The organism is Streptomyces sp. H27-H1, from assembly GCF_026627445.1.
GTDB lineage: Bacteria > Actinomycetota > Actinomycetes > Streptomycetales > Streptomycetaceae > Streptomyces.
Genome location: NZ_JAPNLJ010000013.1, coordinates 1 through 15,712, shown reverse-complemented (window position 1 = coordinate 15,712; position 15,712 = coordinate 1). Strand labels below are relative to the sequence as shown.

Sequence of the window (15,712 nt, the reverse complement as noted above, 5' to 3'; positions counted from 1 at the left end):
GGGCCTACGGAATGCAAGGGATCTCCACACGCAGCAGGGTCGGGCCTCCGGGAGGGCTGGTCAGGGTCAGTCTGCCGTCCACGACGGACATCCGGTCGGCCAGCCCGGTGAGCCCGCTCCCCCGCGCCGCGTCCGCGCCGCCGCGGCCGTCATCGGCCACCTCCACGGTGAGCCGGTTGCCGTCGTGCCGGCCGGTGACGGTGATCCGGTTCGCCCCGCTGTGCTTGGCGGCGTTGGCCAGGGTCTCGCTGACGAAGAAGTACCCGGCGGACTCGACCTGTTCGGGCAGCCGGCCGGGGAGGTCGAAGTCGGTGTCGACCGGGATCGGGGAGCGGTCGGCGATGTCGGCGACGGCGTCGGGCAGGCCCCGGTCGGTGAGCACCTGCGGGTGGATGCCGTGGACGAGCTCGCGCAGCGAGGTCAGCGCCGCCCCGGCCTCGGCGTGCGCCGCGGCCAGTTGCGCGGCGAGCGGGCTGCCGGGCGGGGCGTCGAGCCGGGCCAGGCCCAGCGTCATGGAGAGGGCTACGAGCCGCAGTTGGGCCCCGTCGTGCAGGTCGCGCTCGATGCGCCGCCGCTCGGCGTCGAAGGCGGCCGCCAACCGGGCTCGGGAGCTGGTCAGTTCGGTGACCTTGACGGCCAGGTCGTCGTCCCGGCCGGGGCCGAGCACCAGCCGGGCCAGGGCCGCGCGGGCCGCCGCCGCCGCGCCGAGCCCGTAGAGGCAGAGCGGGAGGAGCAGCAGTCCGGCGGCGGCGCACAGCAGGGCCACCGGGTAGCCGGTGACGCCGTGGAGCTTCAGGGGGTTGGCCTGTTCCCCGTCGAGGGCGAGCATGACGGGCGTGGCGATGAGGTCGCCGGGCACGATGAACGCGGCGCCGAGGGCGAGCAGTTCCAGCGGCCACAGGAGGGTGGCGGCGAGCACCGCGTAGCCGAGTTCCCGCCAGGTCGCCTGCTCGCCGAAGCGGGTGCGGGCCCACGCCGCGAGCCCCGTACGGTCCGGATCGCGGTGCGGGTCGGGCAGCGGCGCGGCGCCGGGGTGGAGCAGCCGCAGCCGACGGCGTTCGAGGGCCGCGAACGGTACTCCGGCCAGCGCGAGCGCACCCAGCAGCGGCAGCCCCACCAGGACGGGGGCGAGCGCCGTCCCGCACACGGCGAGCAGTGTCAGCACGGTGAGCGCGAGGGCTCCGGTGAGGGAGCCGCCGAGCAGGTAGGCGGCGGCGCGCCAGGGCCGGGCGGAGCGCGGGTACCGGCCCGGGGGCAGGACGGGGAAGGTGGGCGGCATGGGTTCACGGTAGGCGGCGGGCGCGGGCGGCACGGTAGGGCTGGCCATACCCCGGGGGCTCGCCCCTGCCCCGCTGACGGGGGGCCGCGCGGCCGGTTGGCTGGGAACCATGCTGAAGATCGCGTTGAGGTCGCTGCGGCGGCGCTGGATGACACAGGTGGGAACGTTCGTGGCGGTGGCCCTCGGGGTCGCGCTGATGACCGTCATGGGACTGGGGCTCGCCGCGTCGGCGGCGATGCCGGCGGGGGCCGACGTGGTGGGCCTCAACTCGATGCTGGGCACCGCGGGCGGGGTGAGCTCGTTCGTGGCGGCGTTCGTGGTGGCGTCGACGTTCTCGTACGCCGTGGCCGGTCGGCGGCGCGAGCTGGGGCTGCTGCGGCTGGCCGGGTCGACGCCGGGGCAGCTGCGGCGGCTGGTGCTGGTGGAGGCGGCGGCCGTCGGGCTGGCCGGGTCCGCGGCCGGGATCGTACTGGGCGGGGCCGGTGCGCCGCTGATGGCCCGCTGGACCGTGGCCGAGGGGCTGGCGCCCGCCGGGTACGCGATCGGGGACCAGGCCTGGCCGCTGCACGCGGCGTTCTGGACGGGGCTGCTCGTCGCGCTGTCGGGTGCCTACGCCGCTTCCCGGCGGGCGGGCCGGGTCGGTCCGCTGGAGGCGCTGCGCGAGGCCGTCACCGACGAGCGGCCCATGACGCCGGGCCGGTGGGTGGCCGGCGGCGGGCTGCTGCTGTTCGCGGCCGTCTTCGTCGGGTGGCGGCTCGGATCGGATCCGGGCGAGCTGCTCAAGCGCAAGACGTACACGTGGCAGCCGATGCTGCTGATCTCCGCGTGCGGACTGCTGGCACCGGTGCTCGTACGGCCCGTCGTACGGCTGCTGATGTGGATCCCGGTGCGGGTGACCTCCTACGCGGGGCGGCTGGTGCGGGCGAACGCCAGTGCCGGGATCCGCCGGACGGCCGCGGTGGCGGCGCCGGTGCTGGTGATGGTCGCGCTGACCGGATCCCTGCTGGGCGCGGCCTCGACCCTGAAGGAGGCGAAGTCGGTGGAGGCCCGTGCGCGGACCGGCGCGGACTACGTACTGACCGGCGGGCGGCTGCCGGACTCCGCGGAGATGGCCCGCATCCCCGGGGCGCGCGCGCTGGCGGTGGCCGATACCGGGCTGACGGTGCTGGAGGAGGGCTTCGTAAAAGTGCGGACGGAGGCCTCGGCGGTCGACCCGGCGGCGCTGGCGGAGGTCTCCCGGCTGCCGGTGGTGGCCGGCTCGGTCGCCGGCCTGGACGACGGCGGCATCATCGTCACCGAGGAGTGGTGGCAGCACCGGGTCGGGGAGGTGGTACCGCTGTGGCTGGCGGACGGCACTGCCGTCCGGCTGCGGATCGTGGCCGTGATGCGGACGGGTACCGGCGACAACGGCGCCTACGTCACCCCGCGCAACGCGCCCGGAGCGAAGGTCTCGCGCGTCGAGGTCAAGGCCCCGGCGTCCGCGGCCGGCGCGGTCCGCGAGACGGCGGCCCGCCACGGGGCCACGGCGCTCACCGCGCAGGAGTGGCTGACGGCGACAAACCCGCGCACGAACCGCTTCACGGTGCTCGGCTACGTCATGGTTCTCGGCATCGCCCTGGCCTACACGGCGATCGCGCTGGCCAACACCCTGCTGATGGCCGCCGCCGACCGGGCCGGCGACCTGCGCCTGCTCCGGCTGGCCGGGGCCACCCGGTCGCAGGTCCTCACCGTGATGACAGCCGAATCCCTGCTGGCGGCCACGGTCGGCGCCCTCCTCGGGACGGCGGTCGCCGTGGTCAATCTGGCGGGCATCCGCGCAGCCCTCGCGGCCCTCGGAGTCGACTCCCCGATGGTCGTCCCCTGGCTCCCGATGGGCGCGGTCGCCGGTGTCTGCGCCGCGCTCGCGGCCCTGTGCACCCTCCTTCCCTCGGCCCGCGCCCTGCGCAGCCGGTCGGGGCGGCGCAGGGCGCGGGCGGGTGAAGTACCCGGTGTGGGAGCCGGGTTGGCCTCGGGCTGAGGCCCGGACTCAAACTCAGACAACAAACTCAGACATCAGGCTCAGAGCTCAGAGCTCAGGCTCAGCCTTCGGGCTCAGTCCAGCGTGGGGGCCTGGCGCAGGATCTCGACCTCGAGGCGCTGGAGCGCGGGGCTCGACGATATGCCCAGGTCCTCGGCCATGCGCCGCTGGTGCATCCTCAGCACCGAGAGTGCGTCGGCCTGTCGGCCGCCCCGGTACAGGGCCAGGCTGAACAGTTCGCAGCCGTACTCGCGCAGCGGATGGGCCTGGGTGAAGCCCGCCAGTTCCGAGACGGCCACTTCGTGGGCTCCCACGGCGATCAGTGCGGCGCAGCGGCCCTCGACCACCGAGAGCCGCAGTTCGTCCAGCCGTACCACCTCGGGCGATACGTGGGTGGCATCGGCCACTTCCGCGTAGGCGTCCCCGCGCCACAGGGCCAGCCCGGTCTCGAACTCGACCAGGGCCCGCTGCGGGTCACACCGGTCCAGCGCCTGCCAGCCGGCCGTCGCGCACGTGCCGAAGCGGTGGGCGTCGACCTCTACGACACTGCTGTCGAGTAAATAGCCGCGACCCCGCGTGCGCAGCACCTTCGCGGGCTTGCGCGGCGCACGGTCCGGCTCCAGGACCCTCCTCAGGTTCGCGATGTAGGCGTGCAGTGAGGAGATCGCCGATTGTGGCGGCTGACCGTCCCACAGCGCTTCCACCAGTACGTCGACGGATACGGGCTGGCCCACCTGGCTGACCAGCAGGGTGAGCGCGGCTCGTTGCTTGGTCGCCCCGAGGTCCACGTACCGGCCACCGATGGTCGCCTCGACCGGACCCAGCACCCGGAACTCCACCTTGACCGGCGCCGCGTCCGGCCCCGGCTCGGGATCCGTGTCCGCCCACCGGAGCGCGCCTCGCGGCCGCGGCACGAGTGGCTGGGACGCGACGGCGTGCGCACCAGACCTCTCGCGGGCAGTCGCCAGGGCGGCGGCGGGGGGCGGGGAGTGGGAATCGAGTTCGAGCGCCATTGTGAAGTACATCTTCAGCGTCTCGTTCGCCTGCCGGAGTTCCCGTACTTCCCGCTCCAGATCGGCGATGCTCCGCGTGGTCCTGTTCCTGCCTCCCAATCGCTGTTCGAGAACAAAGTCCATCGCCTGTCTACCGCCGTCCTCGAGGTCCGCGGTCAACATGCCGAAATCAATTTTTTCGTTCACTGCTTCTGTATTCATCAAGCTCCCCCGAAAGATGCGTACGCCCCGGCCTCGGCCGGATGGCGAGAGTCGCCACCTCTGCACGAGGAAGGATCCAGCATGGCGATCAAGCCTGACAACCCCCGTTGAAAACTTCGTGAGTTGAACTTTGTCCAAGCCTGAAAACCGTGCACCCGAAGCCGTGGTTCCGGGCACATTCGGAGTCCCGCGCTCCTCCATGCGGTGGCGTTCCGCCCATCAGTGGTCATGCTCGGAGCGCCGGGCCGGGGAGCATTCCGCTTCCCCGCCGTCCGGCGCTCCGCAAAAAGATCTCCGACTACCTCGCGAAGATCAACGTGGTCGGCGAAGGCGTGGCCTGGAAGGTGATTTCGCCGAAGCCCGCCTTGGTGAGCCAGGCGTGGTAATCGGCACGCCGCCAGGTGCTTCCGTGCCTGCTCTTGAGCAGCATTTCCGAGGCGAAGGTCAGCGCGAAGGGGGGGCCGCTGCGGTCGTCCTCGACGATGTAGTCGGAGATGACCAGCGTTCCGCCTGGCTTCAGGGCGCTCCGCGCCTTGGCGAAGATCTCCGTGTTCTCGTCCGGCCCTTCCTGATGGGCGATATTGGAGTACATCACGACGTCATGGGCGGAATCGCCAAATCCGGTGGTGTGGAAGTCCCCGTCGACGAAGCTGACGCGATCGGCCACGCCCCGCTCGGCGAGCAGCCTGCGGGCGATCGAGTTGATCGGCGCCCAGTCGAGCTGGGTCGCGCGCGCGTCGGGGTTCAATTCCAGCCAGATGCCCGAGCAGATGCCCGATCCGCCGCCGATGTCGAGGATCGAGACCTCTCCGGCCTCCGCCAGCCGCAGCGTCTCGGCGGCGATCTTCGCGACGGGAACCGACTGCGCGGCGATGGCCTGGACGAGCTGCTCCCAGTGCGGGTTGTCGGCCACCTCCACCACCGCGTCCGTCAGCGGGCCTCCGGCGCGGACGACGTCGGGCAGCGCCGAAAGGCTGCCCATGTGGCCCATCTTGAGCTTGGCGAAGCCGCTCAGCGAGGCGGCCCGGCCGTCCACCAGGAAGGCGGACGCCTCGGCGGTGTTGCGGTATCCGCCGCCGGCCGGCTCGACCAGACCGATGCTGACCAGGCCGTCGAGGAGGGCTTGTGCGCCCCGCTCCGAGATCCCGGCGCGCTCGGCCAGGTGGGCGGCGGAGGTGGCGCCGTCCTCCAGGTGGGTGAACAGGGAGTAGCTCGCGGCCGTACCCAGGATTCCGGTTGCCCAGTACCCGGTGATGAGCCGCATGATCCGATCCGACGTCGGCTGGGTGCTGGTCATGCCGTCCTCACCATGCTTCCCGAAAGCTGACGCGGCACCGACGCGACGGCCGATTTCGCCTCCACGTGCTGCGGGGCGGCCGGAACCCAACTGCCCAATGCCATTTCCGCGGTGATTCCGGGGCCGAATCCGGCGATCACTCCGGGGGATCCCGCCGACAGCCTCTCTGCTTCTTCGAACTGCCTGCGCAGGGCGTCGAACACGACCGCGCTGGCGATGTTCCCGTATTCGGTCAGCGTGGACCAGCTGTGCCGGAAGACCGTCCGGTCCACATTGAGGAACTTGGCGAGGTCGTCGAGAATGCGGGGGCCGCCGGCGTGGATGATGTAGAAATCGAGAGCGCCTATGTCCCAGCCGTGGAGCGCGGCCAGCTCACCCAGCACCGGGGCGATCGGTTCCATCGTTCCGGGAACTCGGCGGTCGAGCTGGAAGTGGAATCCGGTGTCCCGGACGGAGTAGGAGATCCAGTCCTCGGTGTTCGGAATGAGGTAGGAGGCATTGCGCTCCAGCAGGACGCCGGCGCCGCCGCTCCCCCGTACCACCGCGGCCGCGACCGCGTCCCCGAACAGGCCGTCCGACAGCAGCGAGCCGATGTCGTCGGCCTCGGGCTGGTAGCACAGCGAGCACAGTTCGCAGGAGACGATCAGGACGTTGCTCTCGGGGTGCGCCACGCAGAAATCGTGGGCGCGGTTGATCGCCGCGCCACCCGCCGCGCAACCGAGCTGTGCGATGGGCAGCTGCCGCGTGTCGTAGCGGAAGCCCATTGTGTTGATCAGCCACGCGGTGAGCGAGGGCATCATGAACCCGGTGCACGACACGTAGATGATCGCGTCGATGTCCGTCGCCGCCAGGCCCGCGTTCTCCAGGGCCTTTTCTATGACTTCCGGGCACCGCTTCTTCGATTCCAGCTCGTAGATGCGGTTGCGTTCCTGGAATCCGGGGTGGCTCAGCGTCTTCTCGATGGGCTGGACCAGGTGCCGCTTCCGCACCCCCGTGTTCTCTATCAGTCGAAGGGCCAGCGGAAGCTGCGGCTTACCCGCGTGCGCCTCCCTGGCGAATGCCAGAGTGTCTTCCATCGTGATGATGTGTTCCGGCACGCTCACCGAAGGCTTACATAGAATTGGCATACCTGGCATCTATCTCTCTGACGTAGAGAATTTCTGCTGCCCTCACAGCGTGTACGTTCCCCAACATCGCGCATGGCGCTTGCTGCTGGCTTGGCGGTGACTTGCCTTCACCGCGCCCTTTCATCCACCGGATTGGGGCGGTCCGGGGCGCGGGCGGACTGGCCGAAATCCGTCGGTGGCGGGCCCCTGGAAGCGGTGAAGCTCCGGCCGTGGACGGCGACCCCCGAGGTCGTCCGCCCCCAGCCGGAGCCTCACCGCGCCGCCCGGGGAATCCCGCCGCCGCCCTGCCTACTCCGCCTGCGCGGGCGGAGTGGTCCGGACCCCGCCGGCGCCGGCCAACTCCTGATCCACCAGGGCCGATGCGGCTCCGGTGTACCCCTCCGGATCCAGCAGGCGGACGATCTGGGCATCCGTCAGATGCCGCTTCACCTTGGGCAGTGCGCCCAGGATCTCGGCCAGCGAACCGCCGGTGCGTTCCGCCTCGGCCGAGGCGCGGGTCAGCAGCTCCTTGGCACCGGCCTTGCCGAGCCGGGGCGCAAGATGGGCCGACACCCTCTCCGACACCACTTGGCTTCCCGTCAACGTCAGGTTCTCCCGCATCCGCTCGGGCCGAACGACCAGCCCCTCGGCCAGCTCCACGGCGGTGTGCGCGGCGCCGCCGGCCAGCCGCAGGCACTCGCGCAGCAGCTGCCACTCGGCGTGCCACACACCGGCGGAACGCTCGTCCTCGCAGACCAGGCACTGGGTCACCCCCGCCGCCAGCAGCGGCACCTGGAGCGCGGCACTGCGCAGCAGGGTGGCCAGTACGGGGTTGCGCTTGTGCGGCATGGCCGAGGACGCGCCACGTCCTTCCACCGCGGGTTCGGCGACCTCGCCGACCTCGGTCCGGGTCAGCGACTGCACGTCGACGGCGATCTTGCCCAGGGCGCCCGTGACGAACGCCAGGGCGCCGGCGAGGTCGGCCATCGGGGTGCGCAGCGCGTGCCACGGCAGTGGCGGGCGGGCCAGGCCGGTCTCGGCGGCGTAGGCGTCCAGGAGCCGGTCCACGTAGTCGCGGCTCGCTCCGGGCGTGACGGGCACCCCGGCGGTGGGCTCCTCCGCCGCGGACTCCCCCGCGGCGAACTCCAGGTAGCCGGCGAGAGTGCCGGCGGCCCCGCCCAGCGATACGGGAAGGCCGCCGTCGAGTACGGCGGCGACGCGGTCCCGGGCGTCCAGCAGGAGCCGGCGCCAGCCTGCGGCCTTCAGGCCGAAGGTGGTGGGTACGGCGTGCAGCGCGAGGGTGCGGCCGGCCATGACCGTGTCGCGGTGCCGGGCGGCGAGGGCGGCCAGGGCCTCGGCGGCGCGTTCCAGGTCCGCGCGGATCAGGCGGAGCGTGCGGTCGGCGACCAGCATGGCTCCGGTGTCGAAGACGTCCTGGCTGGTGGAGCCGTGGTGGACGAACTCGGCGGCTTCCGGCGACTGGGCGGCGACCAGCCGCGTGAGTTCCCGGACCAGTCCGACCACCGGATTCGCGGTCTCGCGCGCGACCAGGGCGAGCTCGCGCACGTCCAGCAGTTCGGCTCGTGCGACGCGGCTGATGACCGCGGCCGCCTCGGCGGGCACGGTGCCGACCTCGGCCTGGGCGCGGGCCAGGGCCGCCTCCGCGTCGAGCATGGCCTGCAGCCAGGCCAGGTCGGAGGTGACCGCCTCGGCTGGTGTGCCGGCCCGGACCGGGGACAGCAGCCCGGCGTCGGGGCCGTACCCGGCCGGCGGCGCGGGGGGCGCGCTTCCTCGGTTGTCGGCTGTCATGCGTTCACCTCGACGGGATCGGTGGGCGAGTGCCGGTACGAGGACCCGGGTGCACCGGCGTGGGCGGGCAGCGCGAGCACGGCGCGGGCGATGGCGTCCGCGTCGCCGAGCGTCATGGAGTTGACCCCGGGGCGGCTCCCGGCGGCGGTCACCCAGTGCACCGCCTCGGTGGGCACGCCGTAGGCGAACCGGCGCGGGTGGGAGCGGCCTTCGGCGTCGAGGAGCCGGTAGGGGCGCTCGGTGACGGCCAGGCCCTTGGTCTCGTACGCGATGCCGCAGGCGCCCTCGATGCGGTGGCGGGCGGCTTGCCCGCTGTCCAGGAGGTCGCGCAGCAGTGGCTCCGCCGTGCGCGGCAGGTCCGGCTCCGGCAGCCGCGCCTCGATGAGGGCCGTGGCCGTCACCGGGGGTCCGGGGACGGCGTCGGAGCCGACCGTGAACACCGCCGGGCCCGCGCCGCCGTGGCCGCCCCGGGACAGGGGCGAGGACGAGGACGAAGGCAGGGCCGGCGGGGCGTCCAGCCGTACCCCGGGGCCGAGGACCTCCACGACGCCGGCCTCGATCAGCGCGATCAGTTCCTCGATGCGGGAGGCGGGCGGCCCGATGGACAGGAACGCGTTGAGCGGGGTGTACCAGCTCTGGAGGTCGTCCCGGTAGGAGGCGCCCTCCAGCTTTCCGTGGTCGACGGCCAGCCGTATCTCGTTGCGCAGATCGCGCAGGACGTCCAGGGCCGCCTTCAGCGGGCCGCGGACATTGCCGGCCCTGGCCTGGCGCACGTCCTCGGCCAGGTGGGCCAGGAGCCAGGCCCGGTGCTCGGCGCGGTCGCGCAGCAGGTGGCCCCGGTAGGGCCGGGCCAGGGTCTCCCAGTCCCACCGGTCCGCCGCGTCGATGCCGGCGGCGTCCAGGAGCAGGCGCTCGGCCTCGGGGCCCGGCGCGGCCAGGTAGTGCTCGACGAAGGATTCGCGCTGCCGCTCCCGCCCGCGGGCGGCCAGCAGGGCGCCGTAGTAGACGCTCTCCACCTCCTTGGCGATCAGCGGCCACAGGTCGGTGAGGAAGTGCAGCCGTGCGCCGTCCGCCGCGCGCCGGTGCAGCCGGGCGATGGCCCGGGGGGTGAGCAGCCGCGGCTCGTGGCGTTCGTACGGGCCCTTCTGGTTCTCGCCGCGCGCGTGGTAGGGCACGCCGCGCCGGGAGCCGGCGACGATCTTCGGCTCCAGGCCGGAGGGCCGGTAGCGCAGTGCGTCCCCGGCGGGTTCGAAGGTGCCGCCGCGGCCCTCGGTCAGCAGTGCGAGCACGTCGAAGAAGTTCAGCCCCAGGCCGCGGACGAAGACCGTCTCGCCCGGCGCCACCACGGACAGGTCCACGTCCGCGGGGTTCGCGGGGGCGATGTACGTCAGCCCGTGCGCGGCGGCGGCCTCCGCGAGCGCGCTCTCGCCCCGGGTGGGCCTGGCCGGTACGTGGCCCAGGGCGAGGACGACGGCGTCCAGGCCGGTGAGTCGCGTGCCGTCGGCCAGCTCCAGGGTCTGCGGACCGCCGTGCCCGGCTCCGTCGGACAGGGCGACGGCCCGGGTGGGGTGCTCGACGATGGTGACGTGCTCGGGCGCGGCCGCGGCCACGGCGCGGAAGGCGTCCTGCAGGTAGGCGCCGTAGAACGCGCGGGTGGGGTAGTCGTCCGGGCCCAGCCGGCGCGCCTCGTCCAGCGTCCCGGCCAGGAACCGGGCCCGTACTCCCGGCACTTGGGCGGTGCGGGCGAGCCCGGCCGCCCACTCGTACAGGCTGGGGCCCTCCTCGACCGGGCCGTCCATCAGCACGCTGTGGTCGGTGTAGACGGTCACTTGCGAGGCCACCGTGTTCATCAGGAGCTGGCGCGGCTGCTCGGTGCGCCACACCCTTCCCGGTCCGGGTGCGTACGGCTCGACGACGTGCACGGTCACCGCTCGGTGGGACGGGGATGTGCGCTCGTTGGCACAGAGCCGCTCCAGGACCGCGAAACCGCGCGGCCCCGCGCCGACAAGGGAGACCGTAAGCACCAACACTCCTCAACACAGGGTTCCGGCTCGGTCAGGGACGTACGGGGCGAGCGCGGGCGCCGAGGAGGGGCGGCGCTTCGAAGGACGGCGCGGCAGCAGCCGAGTCCCGCTGCCGCGCCGGGGGTTCAGCGGTTCCGTGCGTGGGTGCGCAGCTCGGTCCGCAGGACGTCCACGACCCGCTCGACCTGCTCCCCGCTCAGTTCGGCGTGCATCGGGATGGCCAGGTTGCGCTGGAAGAGGTCGGCGGAGACCGGGCACCTGCGCTTGGACTGGTACACCGGCTGGACGTGGGTCGCCCACGTGCCGTGTCCGCAGCCGATGCCCTGGGCGCGCAGCGAGGCGGCGAGCCCCGCGCGGTCCACGCGCGGGTCCAGGGTCACCATGTAGGACTGCCAGGCGTGGGTGCGGTCCTCGGGCACGTGAGGCAGCGTCAGGAGTTCTTCCTCCGCGAGCAGTTCGCCGTAGTGGGCGGCTACGGCGGTCCGGCGGGCGAGCAGTTCGTCGATCCGGCCCATCTGCACCCGCAGGATCGCGGCGGCGATGTCGGACATCTTGTAGTTGTAGCCGATGTCGGTGAACTCGGGGATCGGCAGGCCGACGATCTGCGCCTGGTCGAAGATGCTGCCGATGCCGAAGGAGGACCGCAGCCGCGCGTCCTGCCCGATCACGGGGTCGGCGGCGAGCAGGGCGCCGCCCTCGCCGCTGGTGGCTCCCTTGCGTCCGTGGAAGGACAGGCAGGCCACCGGCGCCAGCGTGCCCGCCTCGCGCCCCTGGTAGGTGGCGCCGACCGAGCAGGCCGCGTCCTCGACCACGAACAGTCCGTTGCGGTCGGCGATCGCGTTGAGTTCGGCGTAGTCGGCGGGGAGGCCGACCGTGTCGACCGCGATGATGCCCACGGTCCGCGGGCCGATCAGGTCCTCCACGGCCTGCGGGTCCACGGTGGCGGTGTCGGCGCGCACGTCGGCGAAGACGGGGACGGCGTCGACGTAGCGCACGGCGTGGGCGGGGGCCGGGAAGGTGTAGTCGGCGACGATCACCTCGTCGCCCGGTTCGACACCGAGCGCGAGCATCGCCAGGTGGAGCGCGGCGCCGCAGTTGCTGAGCGAGACCGCGTCGCCGACTCCGTAGCGCTCGACCAGCAGAGCCTCCAACGCCTTGCCCTGCGGGCCCTGGCCGGCCGGCCAGCCCGAGGAGAACACCTCGGCCACGGCGGCCAGTTCCTTTTCTCCCAGACTCGCGTGAACGAGGGGAACTCTGTCCATGATGCTCACCTCTCGTTACGCCGTACGGTCGGTCGTGGACCGAAGACTGGGAAGAACGGGCGGTTCGAAGCGCAGGGGCGTGATCTGGTTGACGTCATAGCGTTCGCGCATCCGACGTACCGCCTCGGCGTCGACCGAGGGGCCTGCGGAGAAGATCTCGACGATCTCCTCGAAATAGTGCTCGTGGTCGGGCGAGGGGTAGCTCTGGAAGAGCATGCGCGCCGGACGGTCCGACGCGTTGCGAAATGCGTGCGGGGTACCCGGGGGGACGAACATGCAGCTGCCCGCGGTCGCACGGACGGCCTTGTCACCGCCGGCGGATTCCCAGTCGCGCCAGGTGTCCGTCGTGCGTTCGGCGGGCTCGAACGCCAGGAGTTCCAACTCCCCTTCCAGGACGTAGAAGAACTCCTGCGACTTGGTGTGCGTATGCGCGCCGACGTCGAAGCCCGGCGGCACGATCACTTCGAAGACCGAGATGGAAGAGCCGTCCGCCGCGGTGACCTTGAAGGTCACGTCCTGCGCCTTCGTGACCAGTTTTCGTCCCTGGCCGGGTGGAAGAATTAGCCCGCTCATGTAATTGCTTTCCTCGTAGTCTGTGCGAAATTCCCGCTCAGGAGCGAACGGCTCTACGGCCTGTGGCACGAGCCGACGAGCGCGCCAAAGCCCCTCTGCTTCAAGCCGGTTGACTGGCAGGGGCAGAGGTTCGCGCCCACCCCCACAGGGCCGGCGCCGTGCGCTGGTCGGACGGAAACGCGGTGCGAAGACATGCAGGAGGACATTCCCTCGATGGCCGCAGAACGCCCATGCGCAGGAATCACCCACAGCCAGTCACGCCCCGGCCTTCACCCGTCCAATCATTCCGCGCACTTCACCGCCGTACCGTCCCACCCGTCCGGCAACTTAGCGCCGCCCTCTCTTCTCGCGGATACCGGAACCCGCATTCGGGGCGCCGATAAACAGGTTGCACGAAGAGGATCACCGAGCCGGGACGGATTCGTCAAGGGCCCCTTTCCGCCCGCCTAGAATTCACCAAGTCGGATTTCCGCAGCACCACTTCTTTGCCGCCTCGAGCGATATCCCGTTGACCGTGCGGCCCGCGGGACGCCGCTCCCCGGCCGCCCGGTCGCAGTGGCACCGGGCCCCGGCCGCAGCTGTCCCAACCCATCTGAAAACAAGCCGTGTTCACGAGCAGCGGCGTGGACCCGAGGCTCCCGGGGGACGCGCCGTGAACCGCTCGGGCCCGCACCACGGGCCGAGAGACGCTTCGGGAAATCATTACAGCGGATGCTCCGTGCGTACGCCAACCCGGGACTTGGCGGCGACTATTTTGCGGATTGGTATCGGCTTGCCGCCAAGCCAATACCAATCCACCCCTCAGTCCCCGGCAAGTCATTTGGCCGAAGATGGCCGTCGCAGCTCGGAAAGACCGAAATCCTGCGGCCGAAATTCATTAGTTCTCGGTGGCCGGATCGGTGGCCGTGGGCCCGGGACGGGCCCGAGCCGGGCCCACAGACAGGCCTGAGCCGGCAAGCCCGCGCGCGCCCGGTGCCACCGCACCGGCAGGAACCTTCGGCATCCGCGGGGAGGTCGTCAGAACCGCGCCCGTGTCGAAGACCGCCGAAACAGTCCTCGGAGCCGCCCCCGGTACGGGACGGCCGCCGAGCAACCCGAGGGGAAAACCATGCCGTCTGCCGTAGGCCGAGTCCTGCTCGCCGAGCCCCGCGGCTCCTGCGCCGGTGTGCACCGGGCCATTGAGATCGTGGAGCGCGCGCTCGAGATACACGGCGCGCCGGTGTACGTACGCAAGCAGATCGTGCACAACGAGTACGTGGTGAGCCGGCTCGAGCAGCGGGGTGCCCGGTTCGTCGATTCGGAGAACGACGTGCCGAACGGAGCCGTCTGCATCTTCTCCGCGCACGGTGTCTCCCCGCAGGTGCGCAGCAATGCCGCCGAGCGCGGTCTCCACGTCATCGACGCGACCTGTCCGCTCGTCGCCAAGGTCCACCACGAGGCCCGCCGGTACGCCCGCGACAAGCAGACGCTGATCCTCATCGGGCACGCGGACCACGAGGAGATCGAGGGCACCTTCGGAGAGGCCCCGGACCGTACGGTCATCGTCCAGGATGTGGACGAGGCCCGGCGGCTCGAGCTCCCGCCGGGGGCCTCCGCCGCCTACCTGACCCAGACCACCCTGTCGGTGGACGACACGGCCGAGATCGTCGCCGTGCTGCAGGAGCGCTTCCCCGGTCTGACCGGCCCGGGCAGCGAGGACATCTGCTACGCCAGCCAGAACCGGCAGAACGCGGTGAAGGCGATCGCCGGACGCAGCGACCTCGTACTCGTCGTGGGGTCGGCCAACTCCAGCAACTCGGTCCGGATGGTGGAGGTCGCGCAGGCCGCCGGCGCCGCGGCCCGGCTGCTGCCCGACGTGGAACACCTCGACCCCGCATGGCTGGCCGGCGTCCGCACCCTGGGCCTGAGCGCCGGCGCGAGCGTGCCCGAGGTACTGGTCGAGCAGGTCGTCGAGCGGCTCGCCACCCTCGGGTTCGGCGATGTCGAAACCGAGGTCACCGCCAAGGAGAACGTCGTGTTCAAACTGCCCGCGGAACTCGACCGGCCGACGCCGCAGGCCCCCGCCGCCGGCGGTGTCGTCGGCGGTGACGCCTGCGACGAACTGCTGGCCCGGGTCAGCGTCACCATCGAGGACCTCCTGAAGGCCGAGACCGCGCGCTGGGCGGCTGTCGACGCCCGTGTCGCGGTGCCGGTCGAGGCGGTCGCGGAGATCGTCAGGGCCGGCGGGAAGCGGCTGCGCCCCGCGTTCTGCGTCAGCGGCTACCTGTCGGCCGGCGGTACGGCGGACGAGGAGACGGTCGTCGCCGCGGCTGCCGCGCTGGAGCTCCTGCACGTGTTCGCCCTCATCCACGACGACATCATGGACAACTCCGATACCCGGCGCGGGACTCCCACCGTGCACGCCAAGCACGCCGCCCTCCACGCGGAGCGCGGCTGGGCCGGCGAGCACCGCCGGTTCGGCGAGGGCATCGGCATCCTGGCCGGCGACCTGGCACTGAGCTACGCCAACCGGCTCGCCAGCGGGCTGACCGGCCCGGCCCTGCAGATCTGGAACGATCTGGTCACCGAGGTGATCATCGGCCAGCAGCTGGACATCGCCCTCGCCGCCGAGCTGACGCCGGACCCGGCCCTGTCCCGCTGGGTCGCCGTCTGCAAGTCCGGCCGGTACACCATCCACCGGCCCCTCGCCCTCGGGGCGGCCATCGCCGGACGGCCCGAACTCCAGGTGCCCTTCGAGGAGTACGGGGTCGCGGCCGGGGAGGCGTTCCAGCTCCGCGACGACCTGCTCGACGCCTTCGGCGACGGCGTGGCGACCGGCAAGCCCGCCGGGCTGGACCTCGTGGAACACAAGATGACCCTGCTGCTCGCCCTGGCGGCCACCAAGGACGACCGGGTGGCCCGGCTGGTGGCGGACGGCAGGAACGGCGGCTGGGACCCGGCCGAGCTGCAGGGCGCGCTGCTCGCCTCCGGCGTCCGCCAGGAGGTCGAGGAGCAGATCGACCAGCTCGTCGCCACCGCGTGCGCGGCGCTCGACGACGCACCGCTGGCGGGCGACTGGCACAAGCGCCTGGTCAAGATGGCCGAGCAGGTGGCCTACCGCGACCGCTGAGCCGACAGCACCGGGGCCGGCC

General features: G+C 72.0%; 10 protein-coding genes. 2 read left to right on the top strand and 8 right to left on the bottom strand.

The window, feature by feature from the left end; genetic code table 11:
• Nucleotides 1–4 precede the first annotated feature (4 nt).
• Complete coding sequence (locus OTB20_RS16205; protein WP_267818192.1) at nucleotides 5–1,279, bottom strand: sensor histidine kinase; 1,275 nt, start codon at nucleotides 1,277–1,279, stop codon at nucleotides 5–7.
• 109 nt (nucleotides 1,280–1,388) lie between these two features.
• Between OTB20_RS16205 and OTB20_RS16200 the strand changes: the two genes are divergently transcribed.
• Nucleotides 1,389–3,296: an FtsX-like permease family protein gene (locus OTB20_RS16200; RefSeq protein ID WP_267818191.1), complete on the top strand. Its 1,908-nt coding sequence runs from the start codon at nucleotides 1,389–1,391 to the stop codon at nucleotides 3,294–3,296.
• A 74-nt stretch (nucleotides 3,297–3,370) separates the two neighbouring features.
• Here OTB20_RS16200 and OTB20_RS16195 read toward each other — a convergent pair whose 3' ends face one another.
• From OTB20_RS16195 to OTB20_RS16165, 7 genes are all read right to left on the bottom strand, one after another.
• Nucleotides 3,371–4,471 (bottom strand): AfsR/SARP family transcriptional regulator, encoded by a 1,101-nt coding sequence (locus OTB20_RS16195; protein ID WP_267818189.1) that lies wholly within the window; start codon nucleotides 4,469–4,471, stop codon nucleotides 3,371–3,373.
• Between the two features lie 337 nt (nucleotides 4,472–4,808).
• Complete coding sequence (locus OTB20_RS16190) at nucleotides 4,809–5,807, bottom strand: class I SAM-dependent methyltransferase (protein WP_267818187.1); 999 nt, start codon at nucleotides 5,805–5,807, stop codon at nucleotides 4,809–4,811.
• Nucleotides 5,804–6,883: a type III polyketide synthase gene (locus OTB20_RS16185; protein WP_324290376.1), complete on the bottom strand. Its 1,080-nt coding sequence runs from the start codon at nucleotides 6,881–6,883 to the stop codon at nucleotides 5,804–5,806. The genes OTB20_RS16190 and OTB20_RS16185 overlap by 4 nt, the downstream gene beginning before the upstream one ends.
• A gap of 339 nt (nucleotides 6,884–7,222) precedes the next feature.
• The gene (locus tag OTB20_RS16180) at nucleotides 7,223–8,722 is read right to left on the bottom strand and encodes a class-II fumarase/aspartase family protein (RefSeq protein ID WP_267818185.1); all 1,500 of its coding nucleotides are present in this window, start codon (nucleotides 8,720–8,722) and stop codon (nucleotides 7,223–7,225) included.
• Nucleotides 8,719–10,749, bottom strand: coding sequence for an FAD/NAD(P)-binding protein (locus OTB20_RS16175; protein WP_420716412.1), 2,031 nt, complete (start codon nucleotides 10,747–10,749; stop codon nucleotides 8,719–8,721). The genes OTB20_RS16180 and OTB20_RS16175 overlap by 4 nt, the downstream gene beginning before the upstream one ends.
• Nucleotides 10,750–10,871: 122 nt before the next feature.
• Nucleotides 10,872–12,008 carry a DegT/DnrJ/EryC1/StrS family aminotransferase gene (locus OTB20_RS16170; protein ID WP_267818182.1) on the bottom strand — a complete coding sequence of 379 codons (1,137 nt, stop codon included), beginning with the start codon at nucleotides 12,006–12,008 and terminating at the stop codon, nucleotides 10,872–10,874.
• 15 nt (nucleotides 12,009–12,023) lie between these two features.
• Entirely contained in the window at nucleotides 12,024–12,581 is a 558-nt protein-coding gene (locus tag OTB20_RS16165; RefSeq protein WP_267818180.1) for a cupin domain-containing protein, read from the bottom strand.
• 1,108 nt (nucleotides 12,582–13,689) lie between these two features.
• Between OTB20_RS16165 and OTB20_RS16160 the strand changes: the two genes are divergently transcribed.
• A complete protein-coding gene (locus tag OTB20_RS16160) occupies nucleotides 13,690–15,690 on the top strand; it encodes a 4-hydroxy-3-methylbut-2-enyl diphosphate reductase (RefSeq protein ID WP_267818179.1) in 2,001 nt (666 codons plus the stop codon).
• Nucleotides 15,691–15,712 lie beyond the last annotated feature (22 nt).

Excerpts from the sequence above, each read along its gene's own strand:
- OTB20_RS16205 (WP_267818192.1), bottom strand. The coding sequence starts at position 1,279 with ATGCCGCCCACCTTCCCCGTCCTGCCCCCGGGCCGGTACCCGCGCTCC.
- OTB20_RS16200 (WP_267818191.1), top strand. The coding sequence starts at position 1,389 with ATGCTGAAGATCGCGTTGAGGTCGCTGCGGCGGCGCTGGATGACACAG.
- OTB20_RS16195 (WP_267818189.1), bottom strand. The coding sequence starts at position 4,471 with ATGTTGACCGCGGACCTCGAGGACGGCGGTAGACAGGCGATGGACTTT.
- OTB20_RS16190 (WP_267818187.1), bottom strand. The coding sequence starts at position 5,807 with ATGACCAGCACCCAGCCGACGTCGGATCGGATCATGCGGCTCATCACC.
- OTB20_RS16185 (WP_324290376.1), bottom strand. The coding sequence starts at position 6,883 with ATGGAAGACACTCTGGCATTCGCCAGGGAGGCGCACGCGGGTAAGCCG.
- OTB20_RS16180 (WP_267818185.1), bottom strand. The coding sequence starts at position 8,722 with ATGACAGCCGACAACCGAGGAAGCGCGCCCCCCGCGCCGCCGGCCGGG.
- OTB20_RS16170 (WP_267818182.1), bottom strand. The coding sequence starts at position 12,008 with ATGGACAGAGTTCCCCTCGTTCACGCGAGTCTGGGAGAAAAGGAACTG.
- OTB20_RS16165 (WP_267818180.1), bottom strand. The coding sequence starts at position 12,581 with ATGAGCGGGCTAATTCTTCCACCCGGCCAGGGACGAAAACTGGTCACG.
- OTB20_RS16160 (WP_267818179.1), top strand. The coding sequence starts at position 13,690 with ATGCCGTCTGCCGTAGGCCGAGTCCTGCTCGCCGAGCCCCGCGGCTCC.